The following is a 17,928-nucleotide window of genomic DNA, read 5'->3' on the forward strand; positions in this document are numbered from 1 at the left end:
AATATTAGTACCAGCCAATTAGGTTGGTTGTGTTTTTGTCTTCGTTATTTTGTCCGTACTCAGGTACTGGGTTTTTCTCTATGAACTTGTAAAAGTTCTGTTCGTAGCTTATTGCGATTGATTCGTATGTTTTGCCGATTATCGATAATTCATTTAGGGGTGTGTTGCTCGAACCCTCAGCACCGACTTTGTAAGTTCCTGCGTTGGTTGTCTTGCTTGTATTGATTGATAAATAAATACTGCAAGAGAAAAACGAAAGCATATCTATTACGTAATCGGTATAAATCGTTAAATAAAGCCCGTGAAGTGTTCCATCTGCATAGTCAGTTGAAATCTTATTGTATAAGTCTAGTCCTAAGATTCTCTTTAACTGCGTAGTCTGCGCAATAACAATGCTTGGTGCTAACTGGTCAGGGTCGATGTTACCGCCAAAGCCCACCGTTTCACTAATAGTATTAGGTTTGATTAATATCTTTTGCTTTGCCATTATTCAATGATTTTAGGAACTTCGTTATTGTTTTCAGGTTTATCAATAAGGTTGATATTTTCCAAGTCCTGCGAACGTGTTGAATTGTTGGTATTCTCTAGTTTGGTTTCTTCTTTGAAGTCTTCAAAATCCAGCTCAATACTTGAATCGATTACATTAAAAACCTTATTCAACCCGTTAAGTATTACCTCACGCATTGGGTTTATATGTCTTCTGAATAAACCACGGGTTGCCGTTGCGATTTCGTCAGCATTAGAACTGAATCCGTTACCAGTGTTTGACCCAGCAAATAAAATAGGTGGTGCGGAATGCGCAACAATTAGCTTTCTTTCGGCTTCTTCTGAATAAAAAACGTTTTGCTGGTTAAGCTCAGGCGGTGAAAGCTGGTCAACTGTTGTAGCTTCTTCTAGTCCCTCGTTGAATGATACCAACACCCCGCTTTGGTTGTCAGTTCCTACGATTTTATTTCTTACGTTTTCAGCTTGTTTTTCGGCAACCTCTTTTTCGTGAATACGACCGTTGTTATAGTTTACTACCGTTAACACGCTCATTGCGTTCAAGAAGTGGTTTTTACCAGCATTAGCAAGCTGCCCTTCAACGTTAGCCCAAGGAATACCCGCCAAGTAGTCAGGAACTGGGAAAAACGGCTCTCTCGATGGTCTTCTAACGCTTAGTATTTCTAAGTCGTTACCTTTGTAAACACCTGTATAAACTGGTATAAGTACAGGGCGGTACTTGTATTGTGCGCACCAGTCCCAAGAATACCAATAACCGTTGATATTGTTCTTTTCGTCTAGATTTACAGCAAGCTTTGCAATGTCAATTCGTTCGATTCTAAGCGGTTTCTTTGCTAGTGACCAAATAACCTGTACTGCATAACCGCCAAATAGCTTGTAATCTTGGCATAAAAGCAATACGTCTTCATCTGATATGTATTTCTTTATGTTCTGCCCGTTTATATCATAGATACCGCAACCGTAGATGTAGTTAACAAAAGCGTTAATAATACTTGCATTGGTTGGGCTGTCATCGTAAGCATCGATATAAAGTTTGTAGTTGCCGTTATTTATACCATTTGTTACCCATTTACGCCCGTAAGCTGGTTTAATATCAATTGGCTGGAAAGCCGACATTAATACGTTTGCCTCGAAAGCGAAATTGTTAGTACTCGTAACGGCTGCTGCTTTGTTGTTTGTACTCATAGTTTTGTACGTCCGTATTTTCGTCAACAACTAATAGCTTACCTAAGTAAACCAAGCTGTTGTTATTCGTTATGTTACTTACAGTAATCTCGTACCTGTTACCGCTTTCAAAGTCTGCGGGAACGTCTGTAATTACTATATTTAAATATGAAGCCGAAACTGAAAAAGTAAACACCAAATCAATCATAGTATTGGTTAACTCATTCTTAAGCTTTACGCTTAATTCGTCCATTGAATTTGGATATTGTCTTGGTATGCAGTTGAATTGCTCCAACTGGTTTAATTTGATAACTTTCATATTGATTTTATTAAAAAAAAAGCAGGCATATTAATTGCCTGCCTTATTTTATTAGATTAATTATTTAGCTTACACGTAAGGTTTGATTGCTGTTGCGTAGTCGCTTAAAGCAGTTGAAGAAAGCACGTAGTTTCTTGAAAATTCTGATTCCTCTGTATGGAATGTTACCGTAAAACCGTTTAAGTCTGCGATAGCTCCACCCGTTTGGTCTGTGGCTGTAGTCGCTACCGCTCCGAACTGAGAACCAGCCGCCACGATAGACCCGTCATTCTTTTCTAAGAACAAAACAACCTCACCTTTGATAAGTTCGTTTATTAATTTTACTGTTTCTAAGTCTGTACCTTTTGCAACATTGAATACACAAGGAATATCACCAACAACCGATGTTGAGCGGTTATCACCACCCATTGTTGCAGTTTCTAAATAGTTAACAGTTGTGTTTTTAAGTTCTAACCTTGCGATAGTTGAACCGCTGAATACTGTTGCAAGAGTAGTTACACCCGCACCAGTTACAGAAAGACGGTTTAAGCTGTCAAAAGGTGCAACCCCTACCGCTTTAACCCCTGCCATACCTGACATACAAGCTAACTTACGGCTTTTTGAAATTGATGTACAACCCATTTTTATATACTGTTTTTCTTTTGGTTATAAGAGTGGTCGCACCTTAGCACGACCAGCCTTATTGTTATTTTTATCCTTGAATTGTGATGTATCTTTGGTTAGTTACCCACGTTGCAATTGATTGTTTGTTTTTGATATATCTTTTTTGAGCACCGTTCGCCATTTTGTCAACTTCTAAGTAAGAAGCATCACCGCTTAAGTCTAAAAGAACTTTTAAGTACTCAGGTAATGTTAACATTACAACTCCTACCATTGGGTGAAACTCGATTTTAACACCGTTGTATGAGATAACCTCGTTTGCTCCTGAACCTTCAACAAGGAAGTTGATATTTGAAGCTGCACCAACTGAGTTGTTAGCGATTTTGATTAATTGTCTGTGTGCTAATGGTGCGAAGATTCTAGGTTCTGAACTTGTAGCGTTGATTACTTTGTCAGGCGCACCAAGGTATAATTTACCGTATTCAGCTGCGATGTTTGCCGCTGTGTATGTAGTACCAGTTAATTTAACTGTGTCAGCAATACCTGCACCCGCAACCGTTTTGCTGTTTGAGTCGTTGTATAACGCTCTTACTGGGATTGAATCGAATTCGCTTGTTGGCATTGCTGCAACTGCTGCTTTGAATGAAGCTGATAATCCTGTTAAAGCTGCAACTGCTGATTTTGTAGCTGTTGTTGCTCCGTTCCATAAGTGGCTTTCTAAGTCTTCCCCGATTGCTGGCGCAACCTGAATCAAGACTTTTTTATCAAACTCGTCAGATACTTGGTTGAAAGCACCCTTAGCCATTGATTTTTCAAATCTTGTACCGAATAAAACAGCGTCGTCGATAACGTCACTATATTCAATTGATTTTAACGCAACACCTGTTTTGATTGCGCTTAAGTCAATAGTTCCGTCAGCTGTTACCGCATCTGTTGAACCCGCTTTCATTGTTACGCTTACTTTAGATTCGTAAACGTCCGCACCTGATTTAAAACCTTCTTGAATGTCGATTACTCTATCTCTAAGCGTTTTAGAATCTGCATATAATTCTGATTGAATTTCTTCTAAATCAGGGTTTTTCTTTCCCCCTGCATAATTTATTGCCATTTTTTAGTTAATATTACTTTTGCTTGTTATGTTGCATTTTTTCGAAATTGCTCATTTCGTCGTATGATTTTGTGGTTGCTGGCGGTATGTTTTTAATTGCTTCCGCTGCTGGCGTTTGCGCTTTCATTTCTGTTAGTTCTGCATCCGCTTTGATTTTTTCAGCCTGTAACTTCGCTAGTTCTTCTTGGGCTGTTGCCAAGTCTTTTTTCAACTGCTCGTTTTCCGCTTTTAGGTCTCCTTGGTCGTCCTTTGCAGGCTCGTCAGCTGGTGCGTCCTCTGCTTTTGGGTCTTCAGCTGGTGCATCTGCTGGCGTTTCGTCTGCCATTTCTTCAGCTGGTGTGTCCTCTGCTGGTACTTCTTCGGCTGGCTTGTCTTCAATTGCTGTAATCGTTCCTAAATCGTCAGTTTTATAGATTTTTGAGTCGATTTCAACCTCTGTATTTGCCATTGGTTCACCCGCTTTGTCTGTCAAGATTTCACCCTCTTTTAATTCAATCGCAAATACTTTTTTATCACCGCTTGCGAACTCTTTTTTGTCCTCATTAGCCATAAAAAAATCTTTGATTGATTTGAAAATGCTTTTTTTGTTCATTGTCTGCTTATTGTAATTCTCATTATTGTTAACCTCTTTGAACCCAAGGCGGGCTTCGATGCTCAAACCGTCAAGATTTCCGTTTTTTACCTCGTTCCAAACCTCTTGGTTATCGATTTTATAGCCCATCATCCAAGTACCTGCGGGTAAGTTGAAACCCATTGCATTAGATTTATCATTTGCTGGGTCTTGAACAATCCAAGATTCGAAAGGATAAACCCCGTCAATGTTTTCTTTTTGGTTGTGGTTGATATTGGTTGTAGAGTTGTGACCGTTTTTGAAGTAGTTTTTTTGCAACTGGTCGATTGTGTCTGACGTATAGAAAACCTGTGCGTTTTCACCATTTACGTCTGCTCTAAAGATTAACTTGTTAGGTATCATTGCAGGTGCGTAAACGATTTGTTTTTCGTCTTGCGTGAAGTGGAAAATTTGAGGTTTTTCAGCGTTGAAGTGTAGTAAAGTAGTTTCGAGTGCTGGGTCTTTCACAAGTGAAACCCTAAATACACCCTCTTGGTCTTTACTAAATACTAATTCATACTTTTTCATATGAATATTATAGATTGAAAAGCACTGAAAGTAAACGTTATGGGTTATTTTTTTTTAGAAGCTGTTAGCTTCAACTTTCTTATTGTCTAATGTTTGTTGTGTCGTAACTTCTGAACTTACAACATAAGCTTTAATTGGTGCTTGGTTTTGCGAATTCTTAGCAACAGCACTGGCAATCTGATTCTCGCTAGATGCTTGAAAACTCACCTGAGGTGCTGCGGTTGCCTGTGTTCTTGTTCCTCCACCGCTTGACGTTTGGCTTGTCGGCATATCTGTTGCAGTTCCAGCACTACCCCCACCCCCTACGGCTTTTAATGCTTTACTTGTATTGGCAATAATGCTGGCCGCTCCAAGCGCACCAGTTGCAATGTGAACCGCTGACCAAGGCAAACCGAAGGTTAACGGGCTGCTTGCCATATCTTGCGAAACAGCCTCAACCGTGTTAATAGCTACCTTACCCAAAGCAACTGCACCATCTGCGACAATGATACCTTTTTGTACAGCTTTGTTCTTTTCGAATAACGATTTACCAGCAGATAGGGCCGCAGTTCCTAAAGCATTGATACTGTCCTGCTCTGCTTTCTTCTGTGCAAGTTTTTTGTCTGCGATTTCTTTTTCTTTATCCGCATTTGCTTTGGCTAAATCTGCCTGAGCCGCCCAATATTCGGTGTCTTGCTTCAATTGAGCCTCTTTGCTCTCTTTGTCTAACTCTAGTTGAAGCGTGTTATACTTCTCAGTTAGCAATGCTTGCAGGTCTCCCGTGTCTTCACCCTTTTGTCTGAACGCTTCCAGCTCTGCAAAGTCTCTTTCTTTCTGCAAGTCTAGCTTTTCTTGGGCTGTCTTTGCGTTCATATCCTGATTTGCTCGAAATGTCTGTATTTCTAGGTTGTTTAAGTCCTCAGCAATTTTCTTCTTAAGTTCGGCTTCGGCTTCGGCTGCTTTTTTAATCTCGTCAAGACGTTTTTTATTGGCATCCTCTTGCGCTTTAAGCTGTTCGTCGTAAGCCTTTTTTCTTGCGTCCGTTTCCCTTTTGGTTTCATCAACTAAAAACTGGTTATTTAGGTCAATTCGTTCCTCTTTTAAATCGTTGGTTTTCTTGTTATAGTCCTGCAATTCGTTATAAGCGTTAAGCATTGCTTCTTTTTGCGCTTTTAAAGCCTCTTCGCTTGCGTCTTTTTCTTTCAGGTCTAACAGGATTGAACGCTCACGTAAAAAGTTGGTCTTCGCAATCATTGCGTTCTTTTGACTTAATCTGCTGGCTTCGTTGATATGTGCATTTGCCAAGGCGTTAACCTCTTTTGCGCTTTTTCCGCTGGCTTCGGCAAGGTCTTCTTCAAGTTTGTTGTTACGCTCCAACTGTTTGAAAGCCTCTTTTCTAGCTTCGGTAAGTTTCTTTTGAGCCTTAAGATTATCTTCTGCCGCTTTTGTCTGTTTCTTTTCCGCTTCTTCATTGGCTGCCAGTGCTGACACAAGTAACCAAATACCAGCCGTAAGAGCTGCCACCGCCAAAGCGATTGCAACAACTGGATTGGCCGCCAAAGCGATGTTATACGCCCATTGGGCAGCTGTAAGAATACCCGAAGCAACGGCACTTAAGCCCTTTGCAATAATGTTCTTTTCTTCGGCCGCTGTTTGTGCTTCTGTAGCTGTTGCGCTGGCAATAATCGCCATACGTACAATTTTAAACTGTTCCCCAAGTTCAGCAAGTCCTTTTAAACCCTCAGCGAAAGCCATAGCAGCTTGCATCTTGGCAAGCACCTTGGTTGCGTCTTCACTTTCAACACCCAATACACCAATCGCACTGGCCGCAAAATTTATCCCAGTGGCCGCAATTTGTGTAGCTGCTCCTAACTTATCCTTAAAGGTTGCTGCCGCTGCATCGACTGCCGCATCTGTTAAAACCTGCGTACGTCTATACTCACCAACAACCTGTAATAATCCTTGGTACTCTTCGCTAGCTTGTTGTCCAGCAAGTGCCAATTCGTAAAGACGGTCTTCGGCTTCCCCCATACGTGTAGTAAGCGGTTGCAGTTCTCCATAAACTTCCTCAAAGGTTGCGTTTAAGTCTCTCGTACTGTCTGCCGTTGCGGTGATTTGCTTTTGTAAGTCGCTTACCGCTTTGGCTGCGTTTATGGCTTCTTTTGAACTTGCCCCGTATTGATTTGCCATTTTGGCAAGTTCTTTAACTGCTAAATCTAGTTGCGCTTTGAGTTCCTTTTGAGCCTTGGCGTTTTTTTCCGATTCGCTCGTATTGTCGCTTACGCTGTCAGTTGTGTTGTCGATTGCGTCGGCTAGGTTGTTAACCGTTCTTTGTATTTCATTTGCATTGGTATTGAAATTCAGGTTAATATTTTGTTCTATGTTCTCGTTTTGTTCTGCCATTCTTAGTAGTCGTAACTCACTGTTTCAAAGTGTAATCGTAATGCTTGTACCTCACCAGTCCATTCTTTTAAAATGATTTGAAATTGAGACGGTGAAATAATTTTAAAGACGTTCTTACCTAATGAAGACCCGTTTTGAAGCAATACCGAACTTGTCGGCACTTGTTCGTACCAGCTTTTTACGATGTAGTTATTGTTTGGGTGTGAGTTTTGAAGGTTAACCGTAATGACAGTGTTGTTAGGCATTGACACACACGAAACACTGTTAGTATTTCCGTAGTGGCGCAGACGGTCGGATAATTGAATACCTAATTCGATACCAACCTCAACACCTCCAAAACTCCCGTTGTTGGCTGTAATCATACCACGATTAAGAGGCTGCCCGCTTGTTGATACTGGTTGAAGTGTTTCCAAGTAATCAATTAAAGCTAGTTCAACTGCTCTATGCTCAGCAGGTTCTATGTTGCTGTTATCAGCTAAATTTGTGTTTACAAGTTCTTTTAATTCTTCGATGGTTAAAGCCATTGTTTAAAATCATATTTTTTTCTTTTTTCGTTATAGTATTTGGTATTGTGTTGAATCGTAACCCGTCGGATTATAGTTGTATTCAGTCGGAACAATACCGTTGTTTAAATCGTCTAGTGTTATATAATTCAACAAGGTTAATTTTGTCTTCCCTGTCGTAATATCGATGTTCGCATCCAACACACTGAAACGGGTTTCACCGATGATAATATCATTTTGAAGTCTAAACCCTGTTGGCGGTTCGTTCCCTCTTGTTGGGTTAACATAGATTTCGGAACTAGGCAAGTATAAATCGTACTTGTGCGAAAGTGAATTAACATTTAAAAGTCTTGTCGTTTGAGCCGAATAATATCTTTGGTACAATGATTCGGTTTTGTCTTTGTTTGTGTTGTCACCGCTCACGTCGTCAATTAGTACGCTGAAACCTAGAGACTGTTTAGTATTTGCGAACCAAGGCAACATTAACATATAACTGTTAATTGGGATGATATTCGTATCAGCCAATAAAAACCCAAGTTGCACACCATTAGACAAGTATGCAAGATTGTTATTTACAAATAAAACAAGCTCGGTATTGATTGGTTTGTAACGGTTCTGTTCGTCGGTCGCTTCGTTACTAAATCCATAATACGTTTGCAGATTTGTATTTAAAACACCTCTTGGTGGTATGATTGTATAATTAGTCACAACGCTGAACTCGTTAGCCTTACCGCTGTTGTTGTCCTGACTTATTTGTCCGTACTCCAACCCTGCCGTATTACCTGCCACGTAGTCAACGTTAGATTTATACTTGCTCGTTGTGTGCTTAAAGTTGTATTTATTGTATTTATCCTGAACCGATTTTGTATAAGTTGAAGCGTTTACATATGATGTATAATCAACTTCTTTCTTAGCGTAAATCTTATGTTCTTCGTTAACGTCCTCAATACTTAAAATCTGCAATTGATTTTTATTTACAATCGGGTTATAAATCGATAAGTTGAATGTCTTAAGGAATGATTGAAAGAAATCAACGACTTTCATTTTTGGCAGTGACTGTACAAAGTCGATACCGCCCGAAGCCCTGAATTTTTCGTTACCATCTGAAAAACAACGTTGTGCAATTACATTATAACCTTGTAACCACCCCCCGTCCTCATTGGCGTAACCGTATTGTGTGTATATATTGGTAACTTCCCAGCTTGCTAGGTCGGCTTTAAATAATAAATAGAATTCAATCGATGGATATAGTTCGTAACCTTCTGTGTAATTATCGAAAAGTGTGTCAGGGATATCAACAAATACGTTGTTATTACCTGTCACCATATCAACCGAAGCGTTAAGTATTTCTTCGCAGTCTGCAGGTGCTTTTGTCCCATTTGGTCTGCGTAATGAAATGTTTATTTTTCCGCTTGCGGTCTGCAATACAAGGTTTGTCAACTGAACACTAAACCTGATATATTTTGTTGTTCTTTGCAACGTGAAAATATCGGGCATACTTAATGTTGCTTTATCACCAATATTGATTTTAATAGCACCGAAACCATTTTTTAAACTATTAGAAACGTGATACTTAAAAGGCTCTGCGCCCACTAAAAAACCAGGCGGTATGTCAGTACCAAAGAACGGTACAATCTCAGGTGTGGCAGGAAATTGCACACCTTGGTTAAATGCGTCGAATATCAATAATTGACAATATATTGTGTTGAATTGGTTACTAAAATTAATTACGTTGTTGTCGCTAAGCTTCTCTTCCGAAGCTGCACCATTAACCCAAACATACATTTCATTAAACATCTTGTCGTTTCTAAGTGGCATATTAACCTGCAAACCGTATTTCTTAAACATCATTTCAACCAACGCACGATAACTAATTGCGGGCTTCAATTCAGTTGTTTCAATTGGCGTTAACGTTGCACCGCTATATATTGTGCTATATGCGATATTGTCGGTTACGTCCTCAACTTGGCTATAACTCCAAACACGGTTATTTGATGCAAGAGGTGTTATGTAGTTAATTACAATGTCGTTTGCGCTGGTTGTTCCGCTGTTAACGTAATCTAGTTCCTTGTATAATAATTGTTTTGCGTGTATAGAATCTCTTGCAACCGTTGGCGTATATTGTAAGCTGGTTGAGCCTGTTAAGACTGTTGCCAAATCACTGATTAAGTCGTCACCTATTCGCTCTTTAAGGCTTTTAAAATCTGTTTCAAAACTTCCCTGTATTGAGGTCATACCGTTATTATCATATTTCGCCTCTTCAACGTTGAAGTTTCCTGTTAGGTTTAAATTACCGTCAGTGTAAATCTTGCAGGGAAAAGAGCCTGTAATGTTGGCTTTCTGTATGTCCGTATCACCAAAGAACAAAAGAGCCTTGCGGTTCTTCGGTGTTGCTGGAATGCTGAACGATAAAGAATAAGGCGCAAATACTTTGCTTAAATCTGTTAAGTCCTTTTGCGTATATTTTACGTTGATTGATTCGTCTTCGCTAATGTCAAGTTTAACGTAATCTGTTGAACCGCTGAAAGGTGCTATATAAATTTCGGTAACTACCTGTTGCATTATTTAATATCTAGTATCTTGTTGTTAGTTTCGTCGAACTTTATTGTATATTCGATGTTAACTTTATTGTTTAGCCTTGTCATATTAACAAGTTCCTCAGGGTTTGAAATGATTACGGGTATTTGCTGGAACGTTGAAAAGTAACCTAAGCTTTCAGCCGTTACTGTATCATTATCAACCGTAATTGTAGTATCGTCAACCGTGATATAAGTATTATCGACCGTGATACCTGTAACCTCTGTCGATGTTCTTTCATCACTGAAACGAATTAAATAAACCTTTGGGCTGTAAATAAGTTCTTCAATCAATTGTGTTGCCGTTTCGTCAATATGACCCGTGTTAATTATGTATGTCTGTGTCACGTCTATTGTGTCCCTAAGCGTTGAATGTATCTGCGAGTTATTAATTCTGCTTGGGTCTCTAAACATTCTATTTGAATTTGTTACACTTGTCTTGCTTGAAATTATTGTTTTACCAAATGGTGTAAAATAATCCCATAAGCCCAGCTTATTTAAAAACACAATCAAATAGCTGTCCTTTGCGCAAAAGCTTTGGCGTGCTGACGGTGTGATTTTGGTTTGTGAAATCATATTACCGCTAGTGCAAGTACTTACCGCCTGACCGAAGTTGAAAGTATTTTCGAAATAGTTATCAATGTATTGGTTGTAGTATCTCAGCGGGGCCGCTTTGAATATGTCTGATTTGTTCGGTGTAATTCCGTTAGTTACCCCTGAGTTCTGTTCGTAGTTCCATCTATAACCCATTGTTGCAAAACAAGTAGGACGTACAACCGTAGTTGATACGATAGCGTCGGTTACGGGTTCTTGTTCTAATACTTCGGTTATGATTTGGAAAAATACACCCTGCCCCGCTTGTGCTGGCAATGAGTAAGGATTCCAAGCAAATTGCGGTTGATTTGTATTTGGTGCATTCTCAGGACTTACTAAATATGATTTGATTAAGTCGGCAATGTTGATTGTAATATATTCGTCTGAACGGCTAACAATTTCCTTTACTAAGATTTGGTTTGCTTCCCCTAATTCAGTGCTTTGGTCAGCGTTCCAAATCCAAAGATAATGTGTTACTTTTTTTATCTGATTACCAACGTTAACCGCTGTTTGTCTAATATGAATTGGACTGTTGCAAAACTGGATTTTATCGGGTGCGTCGATAACTGTTTTTAAGTCGTTTGTTAAATCAGGCATTTGTTGTAAATGGTTGTATGAGTATTTCCGTTATTTGTGTTACAATTGTTTTTGTTGCTTCGTCGATATGTCTGTCAACCGACTGCATTAATTCATTTGGGTTCTGATACGCTCCGTAATAAACCTGTCCAAGCCAAAGCGTTGTATCACTCTCAACCCTGTAGTTTATCGAATCTCTGAGCGTACCCCCTGCCTTGTTCAGGCTTCCAGCTGGGCGCACTCGGTCGGTCTTGTAAAAAGTGTCCTGCGCAACCCTAGAATTCTGTTTTGCTTCGTCGTAAATAATCTCACCGAGTTTTAAAAGTTCTTCTTTGATAATCTTATCGGCTTCTATTTGTTCCTTAGTTCTTCGTTTTCTCTGAATCTCCATCGTTTTTGCGTAACTTTTTTAGTGTCTCGACAAGCTTCTTAAGGTTTGATGTTGTCTGTTTATTGCTTAGTGCAGGGGTCGGGCTTTTCTCAATTGTTCTACCGCTTTTCTTTACGGTTCGTTCTTTTATCCTGCCGTTGAAGTCTGTACCAATAACCTGATATTCGACACCCCTAGGCATCAACCTTCGGGCTATCTGTTCAAGTTTTGAGTTAATACCGCTTGGGTTGTCCTCTCCGTAAAACCCGTAATACATTTGTCTAAAGATGTACTTACCGTTTGTCACCGTGTAGCTTATCGAACGTTTAAGCGTTCCTTGGTCAACGTGTGCCTTTGCTTTGGCTTCGTCAATAATCTGTTGTGCAATCTTTCTTACTTCGTCGTCGCTTAACATATCGTGCCTTGGTTAGGGATTGCCAACTCTAAATCGAATTGCACACCGTCTAGTGAATTGCGTGACCAGTCCTTAAGTTGTCTTAGCGTTGATTGTGATGTAATTTCAATATTCAATTCGTTGTAGTCTCTAAGCAGTTTATTTAATAGCTTATGCGCAATTGAATGTGTCTCGCTTACGTTGTCGATGTAGTTCGAATCGGTTAAGAGTTTGTTATCTGTTTGCGACGTTTTAAAATCACGTTGTTGGACTATCGTAATACGATAACTTGCTAAGATTTGGCTCTCTGTAATATCCGTATCTTGCAAATCCAAGTTCACCAGCGGGTAAATATTGGCTAACTGGGTATCAATTCGAAGACTTGATAACGTTGAAATTGTGTTTACCAGTTCATTCTTTTGAAATTCTTTGATAAGCCAGTCGTTTAATAGATATATTTCATTCATTTAGTTTTTAGTGTTAATACTACTTTATGTTTTCGACCAGTCTTTTACGCAATAGGTATTCAGCCCAAAAGAAAAAATCGTCTGTTTTCCATTTGTCAACCTCTTTGTATTTGCTTAAGTCTCCGTTTGTTATCAAATAATACATTTCAGGATAACCCCCGTAATGCTCGTTAAACGCTTTACGCTCGTATAAGCCCTGTGTTTCTTCCGCTGGCGGCTGATACATATAAGGCGGGTTGAATATATACGGGTATCGCTCTTTATAGCTTAACAAGCTTACAAGAAAGACTTTGTAATTACTTCAACTTCGGCAAGGCTTACTTTGTTTACGTCAACTGGGATGAGCTTATACTTAGGTTTAAGTAGGATTTTAAGAAGTGCCTCAAAATCGTTTTCACGCTGGAACGTATCAACGTCGATAAACTTGTCTATTACGCTTAAATCACCGTCGTACTTGTATCTGAACTTAACACGTTTCGGGTCGGTGTGCATTGCTTTATTGAATGCGTCTAAATCAGTTGTTTTAAAGTACTCCTTAACCTTGCGTTTAATAAGTTCAATATCGGTTTCGTTTCCTTTTATGTCCTCGCTAAACTTGCATAAGGGTAAGTAAGGAATATCATTTTTGGTTCTGTAAATTCTGTCTGTAACTCTGGGCATTTATTTGCTGATTATATTTTTTAATTGCTGAAATTTGTACACTGCTTTAAGCAATCCAAAATCAACAATGTCGTTATCGCTGAATAGTTCTTTGAAAACCTCTTCGCTCTCTAGTTCCGTTTCTTTCAATTCTCTATAAACGTTTTTCAGGAACGGAAAAATGTTAACCAGCATCTTAATACTCATTTCGTTGTGGTCTGCTGGCTGCTGTTTGCACGTCGTGCAAGGCTGTTTTTTAACCATATAATTTAGTGTTTTATAATACCTGTGATTTCATACCGTAAAGCTTTTTAAACACAGCATAACCGCCCGCCTCGGTGATGTGGTCATAACCGCCCGACTTATCAGGAACACCGTTTTTGTAAACTTGATTTTCCAGTGCTTCGGTGTAGTTGGGGCAAGTCGTATCGTTTACGTAGTACTGCCCGTTTTCAAAAGCTAGGTTAACACTGTTTACCCTGTCGCTAATCGATGGGTTTTTACGTGGTGCGTCAATGGTGAAACCATTTGATTTGATAATATCGAAATTGCTTGCTCCGTTGCTTGCTCTCGATGCACCTGACGCATCGGGTATGACGTATATTTTATTGTTTTTGTATCTCTCTTTGAGAATGTCGCAAACATCTTGCGTATTAAACCCATTTGTAATCTCATCAACTGCGTGTATAGCACCGTTTCTCATTACGTGCACAACCGCATTCATTTTTGTAACGTTGAAATCCAGCCCGATATATAAAGAATCGCCGTCCTGTATGGTTTCAGTTGAACGATTTACCTTTCTGTTGAACGATTTATATACGCTCGAACTGTTCAAGTTGACAAACTCACCGTTGATATAGGCATTAAATAAAGCCTCGCTGTAAGATTCTCGTAGGGTTTCTATGTAACCAGCTGGCAAAAATGGGTTGTCGTACGTTCGTGCTCTAATTACGTTCTTGTTTGTTGTCCATTCCTTGACGAAAAACTCATAAAGCCAGCCGAAACCCTCAGGCGTTGAAACCGTATCAACACAATTAGGCTGGTTATTTGGCAACTTTAACCTGTTACGCCCTAGGATTCTGATAAATATATCAGACATTTTACCCTTTGGCAGTGTGTCGGCTTCGTCAATCATTGAATAAGCCACTTCATAACCAACGATTTTGTTCGGGTCGGACATATTACGCAATAGGATTTTACCGTAATCCGTGGTAATTGTATTGTCGTGCTTGTTAATCTTGAACTTAATACCAAAATCCGTTAGTATCTCGCTGAACTTAGGCAAAGCAATATCTTTGATAAGTGCATACGTTGGCAGATAATACGCCACGTTTAAACCGTTATACTCAATCTTTTTAATGACTGTCTTTAAGACCCCAGCGTGTGACTTTCCCGCACCATATCCACCAATTAAAGCAGTGTGTACCGCATTAGATAAAAGAAACTCTTTTTGGTGTTTAAGCGGTGCTATCATCAGCTGCATTAATATCTATAAATTTAATCGACGTTATCGGTGATGTTGTCGTATCGTCAACGATTACCTTTTCACCATATTTTGCTGGGTTCATTTTCCCAAGCATCCATTTAAGAGTATTGATTTTTAAACGTCTGTCGTCAACCGAATCTTTAACAATGGTTTCCACAAGTTCACCGCCTCGGTATTTCTTTATTTCTTTCGGGCTGTCGCTAAATGCGATTCGCATCATTTCATCAAACAAAAAATTTTCTCTGTGCTTTTGTGCCTCTTTGTACATATCGTTATACTCAGGATTTTTCTTTAACCACATTGTAAACGTTGAAGGTGATACAACCCCGTATGTCTGCAACGTTACCGTTAAAGGGCTTCCGCTTGCAATGTCGTCGCAAATCCTACGCACTGCGTCTTGCTTTTCTTCTTCTGTGTATTTCTTGTATTTACTCATACTGATATTATAGAATCGAATCGAGTATAAGTAAAACCTAAGCGTAATATTTTTTTAGTATTTCATTGCTTCTTAACTTCTTAAGAATGCGGTTTAGCTTCTTCCAAACTAATTGCTTTGATACGTCACCCAACTGTTCAGGCGATAAGTTCCAACTCGTGCCAATCTTAGCAAGCGTCATTTTTTCCTCATAACAATAGCGTTTAAGCAGTAAATCGGTTTCGTCCTGCGTGCAAATCTGCTGGACAATAATCCAAAATAGTTCTCTGTCAAAATCCGTGTTGGGGTCTGCTTCAAGTTCAAAGTCTTCGGGTGATGAATATGTCGGGGCTTGGTAGTCTTCTTTCTTGGCTTCGGATGCTGGAACGCTAACAATATTGTTAACCAGCTTCAACCCTGTTTGTATTTCGTTGGTGATACATTTAATTGCGTAGGTTGAAAATCTTATATTTTTATCTGGGTTGAAATTTTCTATTGCTTTGACCAAACCTATGAAACCGAACTGTTCTGCATCCTCGATATTTGTTGAATTGAATTTTTTAGAAATGAAAAAAACCAAACCTAAGTTTGCTTTAAAAATTTTATCTCTTTTTAAAAGTGATTGAGTTTCTTTATATTCCTTAAATAAATCTAATTGTTCAGAATATGGTATACGAGTTGAAATGTTTTTTAACTCTGTATGAAATTGCTTCATTATTTTATTTATGTTTATAAAATAATTATAAAGGCAATTCTTAAAAGGTAAAGTCTTTTAATATGAGATATCTAATTTCAACACATCAAATTAAATGCTGTAAATGACATTAATCTACATTTTTTTAGTCGTGATTTTAGTATTCGCAATTATGTCATACATAAGTTTGCGAAAAATTAGCAGTCAAAGTAACGTCAGCAACCTTGGTGATGATAGATATTATGAACTGAAGTATAAACTTCAATTTTTATCATCTGTGGGAGTAATAATAATTGCTGTTGCTGGCTTTTTTGGATTGGATAAATATGAAAATTTCGTTAAGGAATTTAAAAGTAAAACAGATTCCCTTGATATTAAACTTAGTGAATACGACAAAAAGATTTCCCTATTGGATTCAAGTATTTTAAAATATGATTCTCGAATCAGAACTTATGATAATTCTTTTAAAATGCTAGATTTAAGTAAAATAAAATTTTCAAAAGCGATGATTTCATCAAACAAGGAACTTTTACAGTTAAAAGATACAATTGATGTAATAAAGAAAAGAAATATTTTAGACAAGACTTTTTATGTTATAAATAATTTACAAGTTAATAATCCCATTATTCCAAATAATGGAAATCTAATTACACGATATTATTTTAAAGACTTGTATACGATAATTGGTGATAAATTACCCGAATTTGAAAAACCTCCTATTATATTGGTTGTGCCTCAATCACTCTCAAATGTCGTAATTGTATCACTAACTAAAGAATACGTTGAATTGTCTGCATATAATTACCCTGGCAATAATGGTAATGAGGAACCGAAAACTTTTGATTTTACTCTACTTATTGCGAGAAAATTAAAATAATTATTAGCCAATGGGAATCCAATCGATAATAGTTCCATCACTTTCAGGAACACTAGGACAGCAAATGTATTCGAGACCATCTTTATTAAAAACTTTGTAATCATCCAAACAAAGTTATCAAATACTAATTGATTCAGAATCGTAAACAACATTATTTCAAACAATTAACTTATGTTATTTTACACCACACATTTTAATTACACAACATTAGAAATAGTATGATGCGGACTTCTAAACGGACGCTGGTTCATCAACCCTACTTCTTTTAATTTTCCGGCAACGCTATGAATTTTAGTAGTTTCAAGTGCTTCGCGCAAAGTCATTGGCGGTAAAATACTTGGAACACGTTTGGCGAGCATTGTTTTTCCGGCACCGGGCGGGCCAATTAAAATAATATTATGTCCTCCGGCAGCCGCAATTTCCATACAACGCTTTATACTTTCCTGTCCGCGAACGTCTGAGAAATCAAATTCAGGAAAATCCAGGGTTTTGTAAAATTCGGCTCTTGTATCAATTACGGTTGGTTCAAGAGTTCCTTTTCCTGCGAAAAAATCAATTACTTCTTGCAGATTTGAAACGCCGTAAACATCTAAACCGGCAACAATTGCAGCTTCTTTTACATTTTGAATAGGCAGAAAAAAACCTTTGTAACCTTCTTCTTTTGCTTTTATGGCAATGGGTAATGCGCCACGAATAGGCTGTAAACTTCCGTCAAGAGAAAGTTCACCCATAATAACATATTGTTCAATTTCCGGTGCTTTTATCTGATCTGAACCCACTAAAATTCCCATTGCAAGAGGCAAATCATAAGCAGAACCTTCTTTTCGAAGGTCGGCGGGCGCCATATTTATCGTGATTTTTTTCCCGGGAAAACTTAAATTATTATTTTTGAGGGCTGCCGCGATTCGGTAACTGCTTTCTTTTATGGCATTATCCGGAAGACCAACTAAATGATAACCAATTCCTTTATCCATATGAACCTCGATCGTAATCGTTGTTGCTTCAACTCCAAAAACGGCACTTCCGTAAACTTTTACTAACATAATATTCCTTTCATTAATTGTTTTTAAAACTAATGAAAAAAATATTAAAATGTAAATATTTTATTACAAATAAAGAATT

Annotated in this window: 20 protein-coding genes and 1 pseudogene; 1 reads left to right on the top strand and 20 read right to left on the bottom strand. The window is 38.4% G+C overall.

Translation table 11 applies throughout. The annotated features are described in order from the left end of the window. Nucleotides 1-4 precede the first annotated feature (4 nt). The 19 genes from FLAPXU55_RS02995 to FLAPXU55_RS03085 form a co-directional block, all read right to left on the bottom strand. Nucleotides 5-487, bottom strand: coding sequence for a DUF6712 family protein (locus FLAPXU55_RS02995; protein ID WP_180856501.1), 483 nt, complete (start codon nucleotides 485-487; stop codon nucleotides 5-7). After that, entirely contained in the window at nucleotides 487-1,716 is a 1,230-nt protein-coding gene (locus FLAPXU55_RS03000) for a hypothetical protein (RefSeq protein ID WP_180856502.1), read from the bottom strand. The genes FLAPXU55_RS02995 and FLAPXU55_RS03000 overlap by 1 nt, the downstream gene beginning before the upstream one ends. Beyond that, the gene (locus FLAPXU55_RS03005; protein ID WP_180856503.1) at nucleotides 1,649-1,987 is read right to left on the bottom strand and encodes a hypothetical protein; all 339 of its coding nucleotides are present in this window, start codon (nucleotides 1,985-1,987) and stop codon (nucleotides 1,649-1,651) included. The genes FLAPXU55_RS03000 and FLAPXU55_RS03005 overlap by 68 nt, the downstream gene beginning before the upstream one ends. A 69-nt stretch (nucleotides 1,988-2,056) precedes the next feature. Further along, complete coding sequence (locus tag FLAPXU55_RS03010; protein ID WP_180856504.1) at nucleotides 2,057-2,608, bottom strand: hypothetical protein; 552 nt, start codon at nucleotides 2,606-2,608, stop codon at nucleotides 2,057-2,059. Between the two features lie 70 nt (nucleotides 2,609-2,678). Next, nucleotides 2,679-3,695, bottom strand: coding sequence for a hypothetical protein (locus tag FLAPXU55_RS03015; protein WP_180856505.1), 1,017 nt, complete (start codon nucleotides 3,693-3,695; stop codon nucleotides 2,679-2,681). Between the two features lie 13 nt (nucleotides 3,696-3,708). Beyond that, on the bottom strand, nucleotides 3,709-4,833 hold the full coding sequence (locus FLAPXU55_RS03020) for an XkdF-like putative serine protease domain-containing protein (protein ID WP_180856506.1): 1,125 nt from the start codon (nucleotides 4,831-4,833) through the stop codon (nucleotides 3,709-3,711). 54 nt (nucleotides 4,834-4,887) lie between these two features. Next, nucleotides 4,888-7,215, bottom strand: a complete 2,328-nt coding sequence (locus tag FLAPXU55_RS03025) for a coiled-coil domain-containing protein (RefSeq protein WP_180856507.1) — start codon at nucleotides 7,213-7,215, stop codon at nucleotides 4,888-4,890. Between the two features lie 2 nt (nucleotides 7,216-7,217). After that, nucleotides 7,218-7,739 carry a hypothetical protein gene (locus FLAPXU55_RS03030; protein WP_180856508.1) on the bottom strand — a complete coding sequence of 174 codons (522 nt, stop codon included), beginning with the start codon at nucleotides 7,737-7,739 and terminating at the stop codon, nucleotides 7,218-7,220. Between the two features lie 30 nt (nucleotides 7,740-7,769). After that, nucleotides 7,770-10,280, bottom strand: coding sequence for a hypothetical protein (locus tag FLAPXU55_RS03035; protein ID WP_180856509.1), 2,511 nt, complete (start codon nucleotides 10,278-10,280; stop codon nucleotides 7,770-7,772). Next, nucleotides 10,280-11,485: a hypothetical protein gene (locus FLAPXU55_RS03040; protein WP_180856510.1), complete on the bottom strand. Its 1,206-nt coding sequence runs from the start codon at nucleotides 11,483-11,485 to the stop codon at nucleotides 10,280-10,282. Before FLAPXU55_RS03040 ends, FLAPXU55_RS03035 begins: the two co-directional genes overlap by 1 nt. Beyond that, complete coding sequence (locus FLAPXU55_RS03045) at nucleotides 11,478-11,855, bottom strand: HK97 gp10 family phage protein (protein WP_180856511.1); 378 nt, start codon at nucleotides 11,853-11,855, stop codon at nucleotides 11,478-11,480. Before FLAPXU55_RS03045 ends, FLAPXU55_RS03040 begins: the two co-directional genes overlap by 8 nt. Beyond that, entirely contained in the window at nucleotides 11,827-12,249 is a 423-nt protein-coding gene (locus FLAPXU55_RS03050) for an HK97 gp10 family phage protein (protein ID WP_180856512.1), read from the bottom strand. The genes FLAPXU55_RS03045 and FLAPXU55_RS03050 overlap by 29 nt, the downstream gene beginning before the upstream one ends. Further along, a complete protein-coding gene (locus tag FLAPXU55_RS03055; RefSeq protein WP_180856513.1) occupies nucleotides 12,243-12,695 on the bottom strand; it encodes a hypothetical protein in 453 nt (150 codons plus the stop codon). Before FLAPXU55_RS03055 ends, FLAPXU55_RS03050 begins: the two co-directional genes overlap by 7 nt. A 19-nt stretch (nucleotides 12,696-12,714) precedes the next feature. After that, on the bottom strand, nucleotides 12,715-12,921 hold the full coding sequence (locus FLAPXU55_RS03060) for a hypothetical protein (RefSeq protein WP_180856514.1): 207 nt from the start codon (nucleotides 12,919-12,921) through the stop codon (nucleotides 12,715-12,717). A 50-nt stretch (nucleotides 12,922-12,971) separates the two neighbouring features. Then, a complete protein-coding gene (locus FLAPXU55_RS03065) occupies nucleotides 12,972-13,355 on the bottom strand; it encodes a hypothetical protein (protein ID WP_180856515.1) in 384 nt (127 codons plus the stop codon). Further along, entirely contained in the window at nucleotides 13,356-13,598 is a 243-nt protein-coding gene (locus tag FLAPXU55_RS03070; RefSeq protein ID WP_180856516.1) for a hypothetical protein, read from the bottom strand. Between the two features lie 13 nt (nucleotides 13,599-13,611). Next, complete coding sequence (locus FLAPXU55_RS03075) at nucleotides 13,612-14,817, bottom strand: phage terminase large subunit (RefSeq protein WP_180856517.1); 1,206 nt, start codon at nucleotides 14,815-14,817, stop codon at nucleotides 13,612-13,614. After that, the gene (locus FLAPXU55_RS03080) at nucleotides 14,792-15,256 is read right to left on the bottom strand and encodes a transposase (RefSeq protein WP_180856518.1); all 465 of its coding nucleotides are present in this window, start codon (nucleotides 15,254-15,256) and stop codon (nucleotides 14,792-14,794) included. The genes FLAPXU55_RS03075 and FLAPXU55_RS03080 overlap by 26 nt, the downstream gene beginning before the upstream one ends. 37 nt (nucleotides 15,257-15,293) lie before the next feature. Next, nucleotides 15,294-15,950 (bottom strand): sigma-70 family RNA polymerase sigma factor, encoded by a 657-nt coding sequence (locus FLAPXU55_RS03085; protein ID WP_180856519.1) that lies wholly within the window; start codon nucleotides 15,948-15,950, stop codon nucleotides 15,294-15,296. A 103-nt stretch (nucleotides 15,951-16,053) separates the two neighbouring features. Between FLAPXU55_RS03085 and FLAPXU55_RS03090 the strand changes: the two genes are divergently transcribed. Further along, nucleotides 16,054-16,806 carry a hypothetical protein gene (locus FLAPXU55_RS03090; protein WP_180856520.1) on the top strand — a complete coding sequence of 251 codons (753 nt, stop codon included), beginning with the start codon at nucleotides 16,054-16,056 and terminating at the stop codon, nucleotides 16,804-16,806. A 203-nt stretch (nucleotides 16,807-17,009) separates the two neighbouring features. On the opposite strand, the pseudogene FLAPXU55_RS03095 reads toward FLAPXU55_RS03090, so the two are convergent. After that, nucleotides 17,010-17,849 (bottom strand): annotated as a pseudogene (locus FLAPXU55_RS03095) (YifB family Mg chelatase-like AAA ATPase); the annotation flags it as partial. Nucleotides 17,850-17,928 lie beyond the last annotated feature (79 nt).

Source organism: Flavobacterium panici, from assembly GCF_903819335.1.
GTDB classification, from domain to species: Bacteria; Bacteroidota; Bacteroidia; order Flavobacteriales; family Flavobacteriaceae; genus Flavobacterium; species Flavobacterium panici.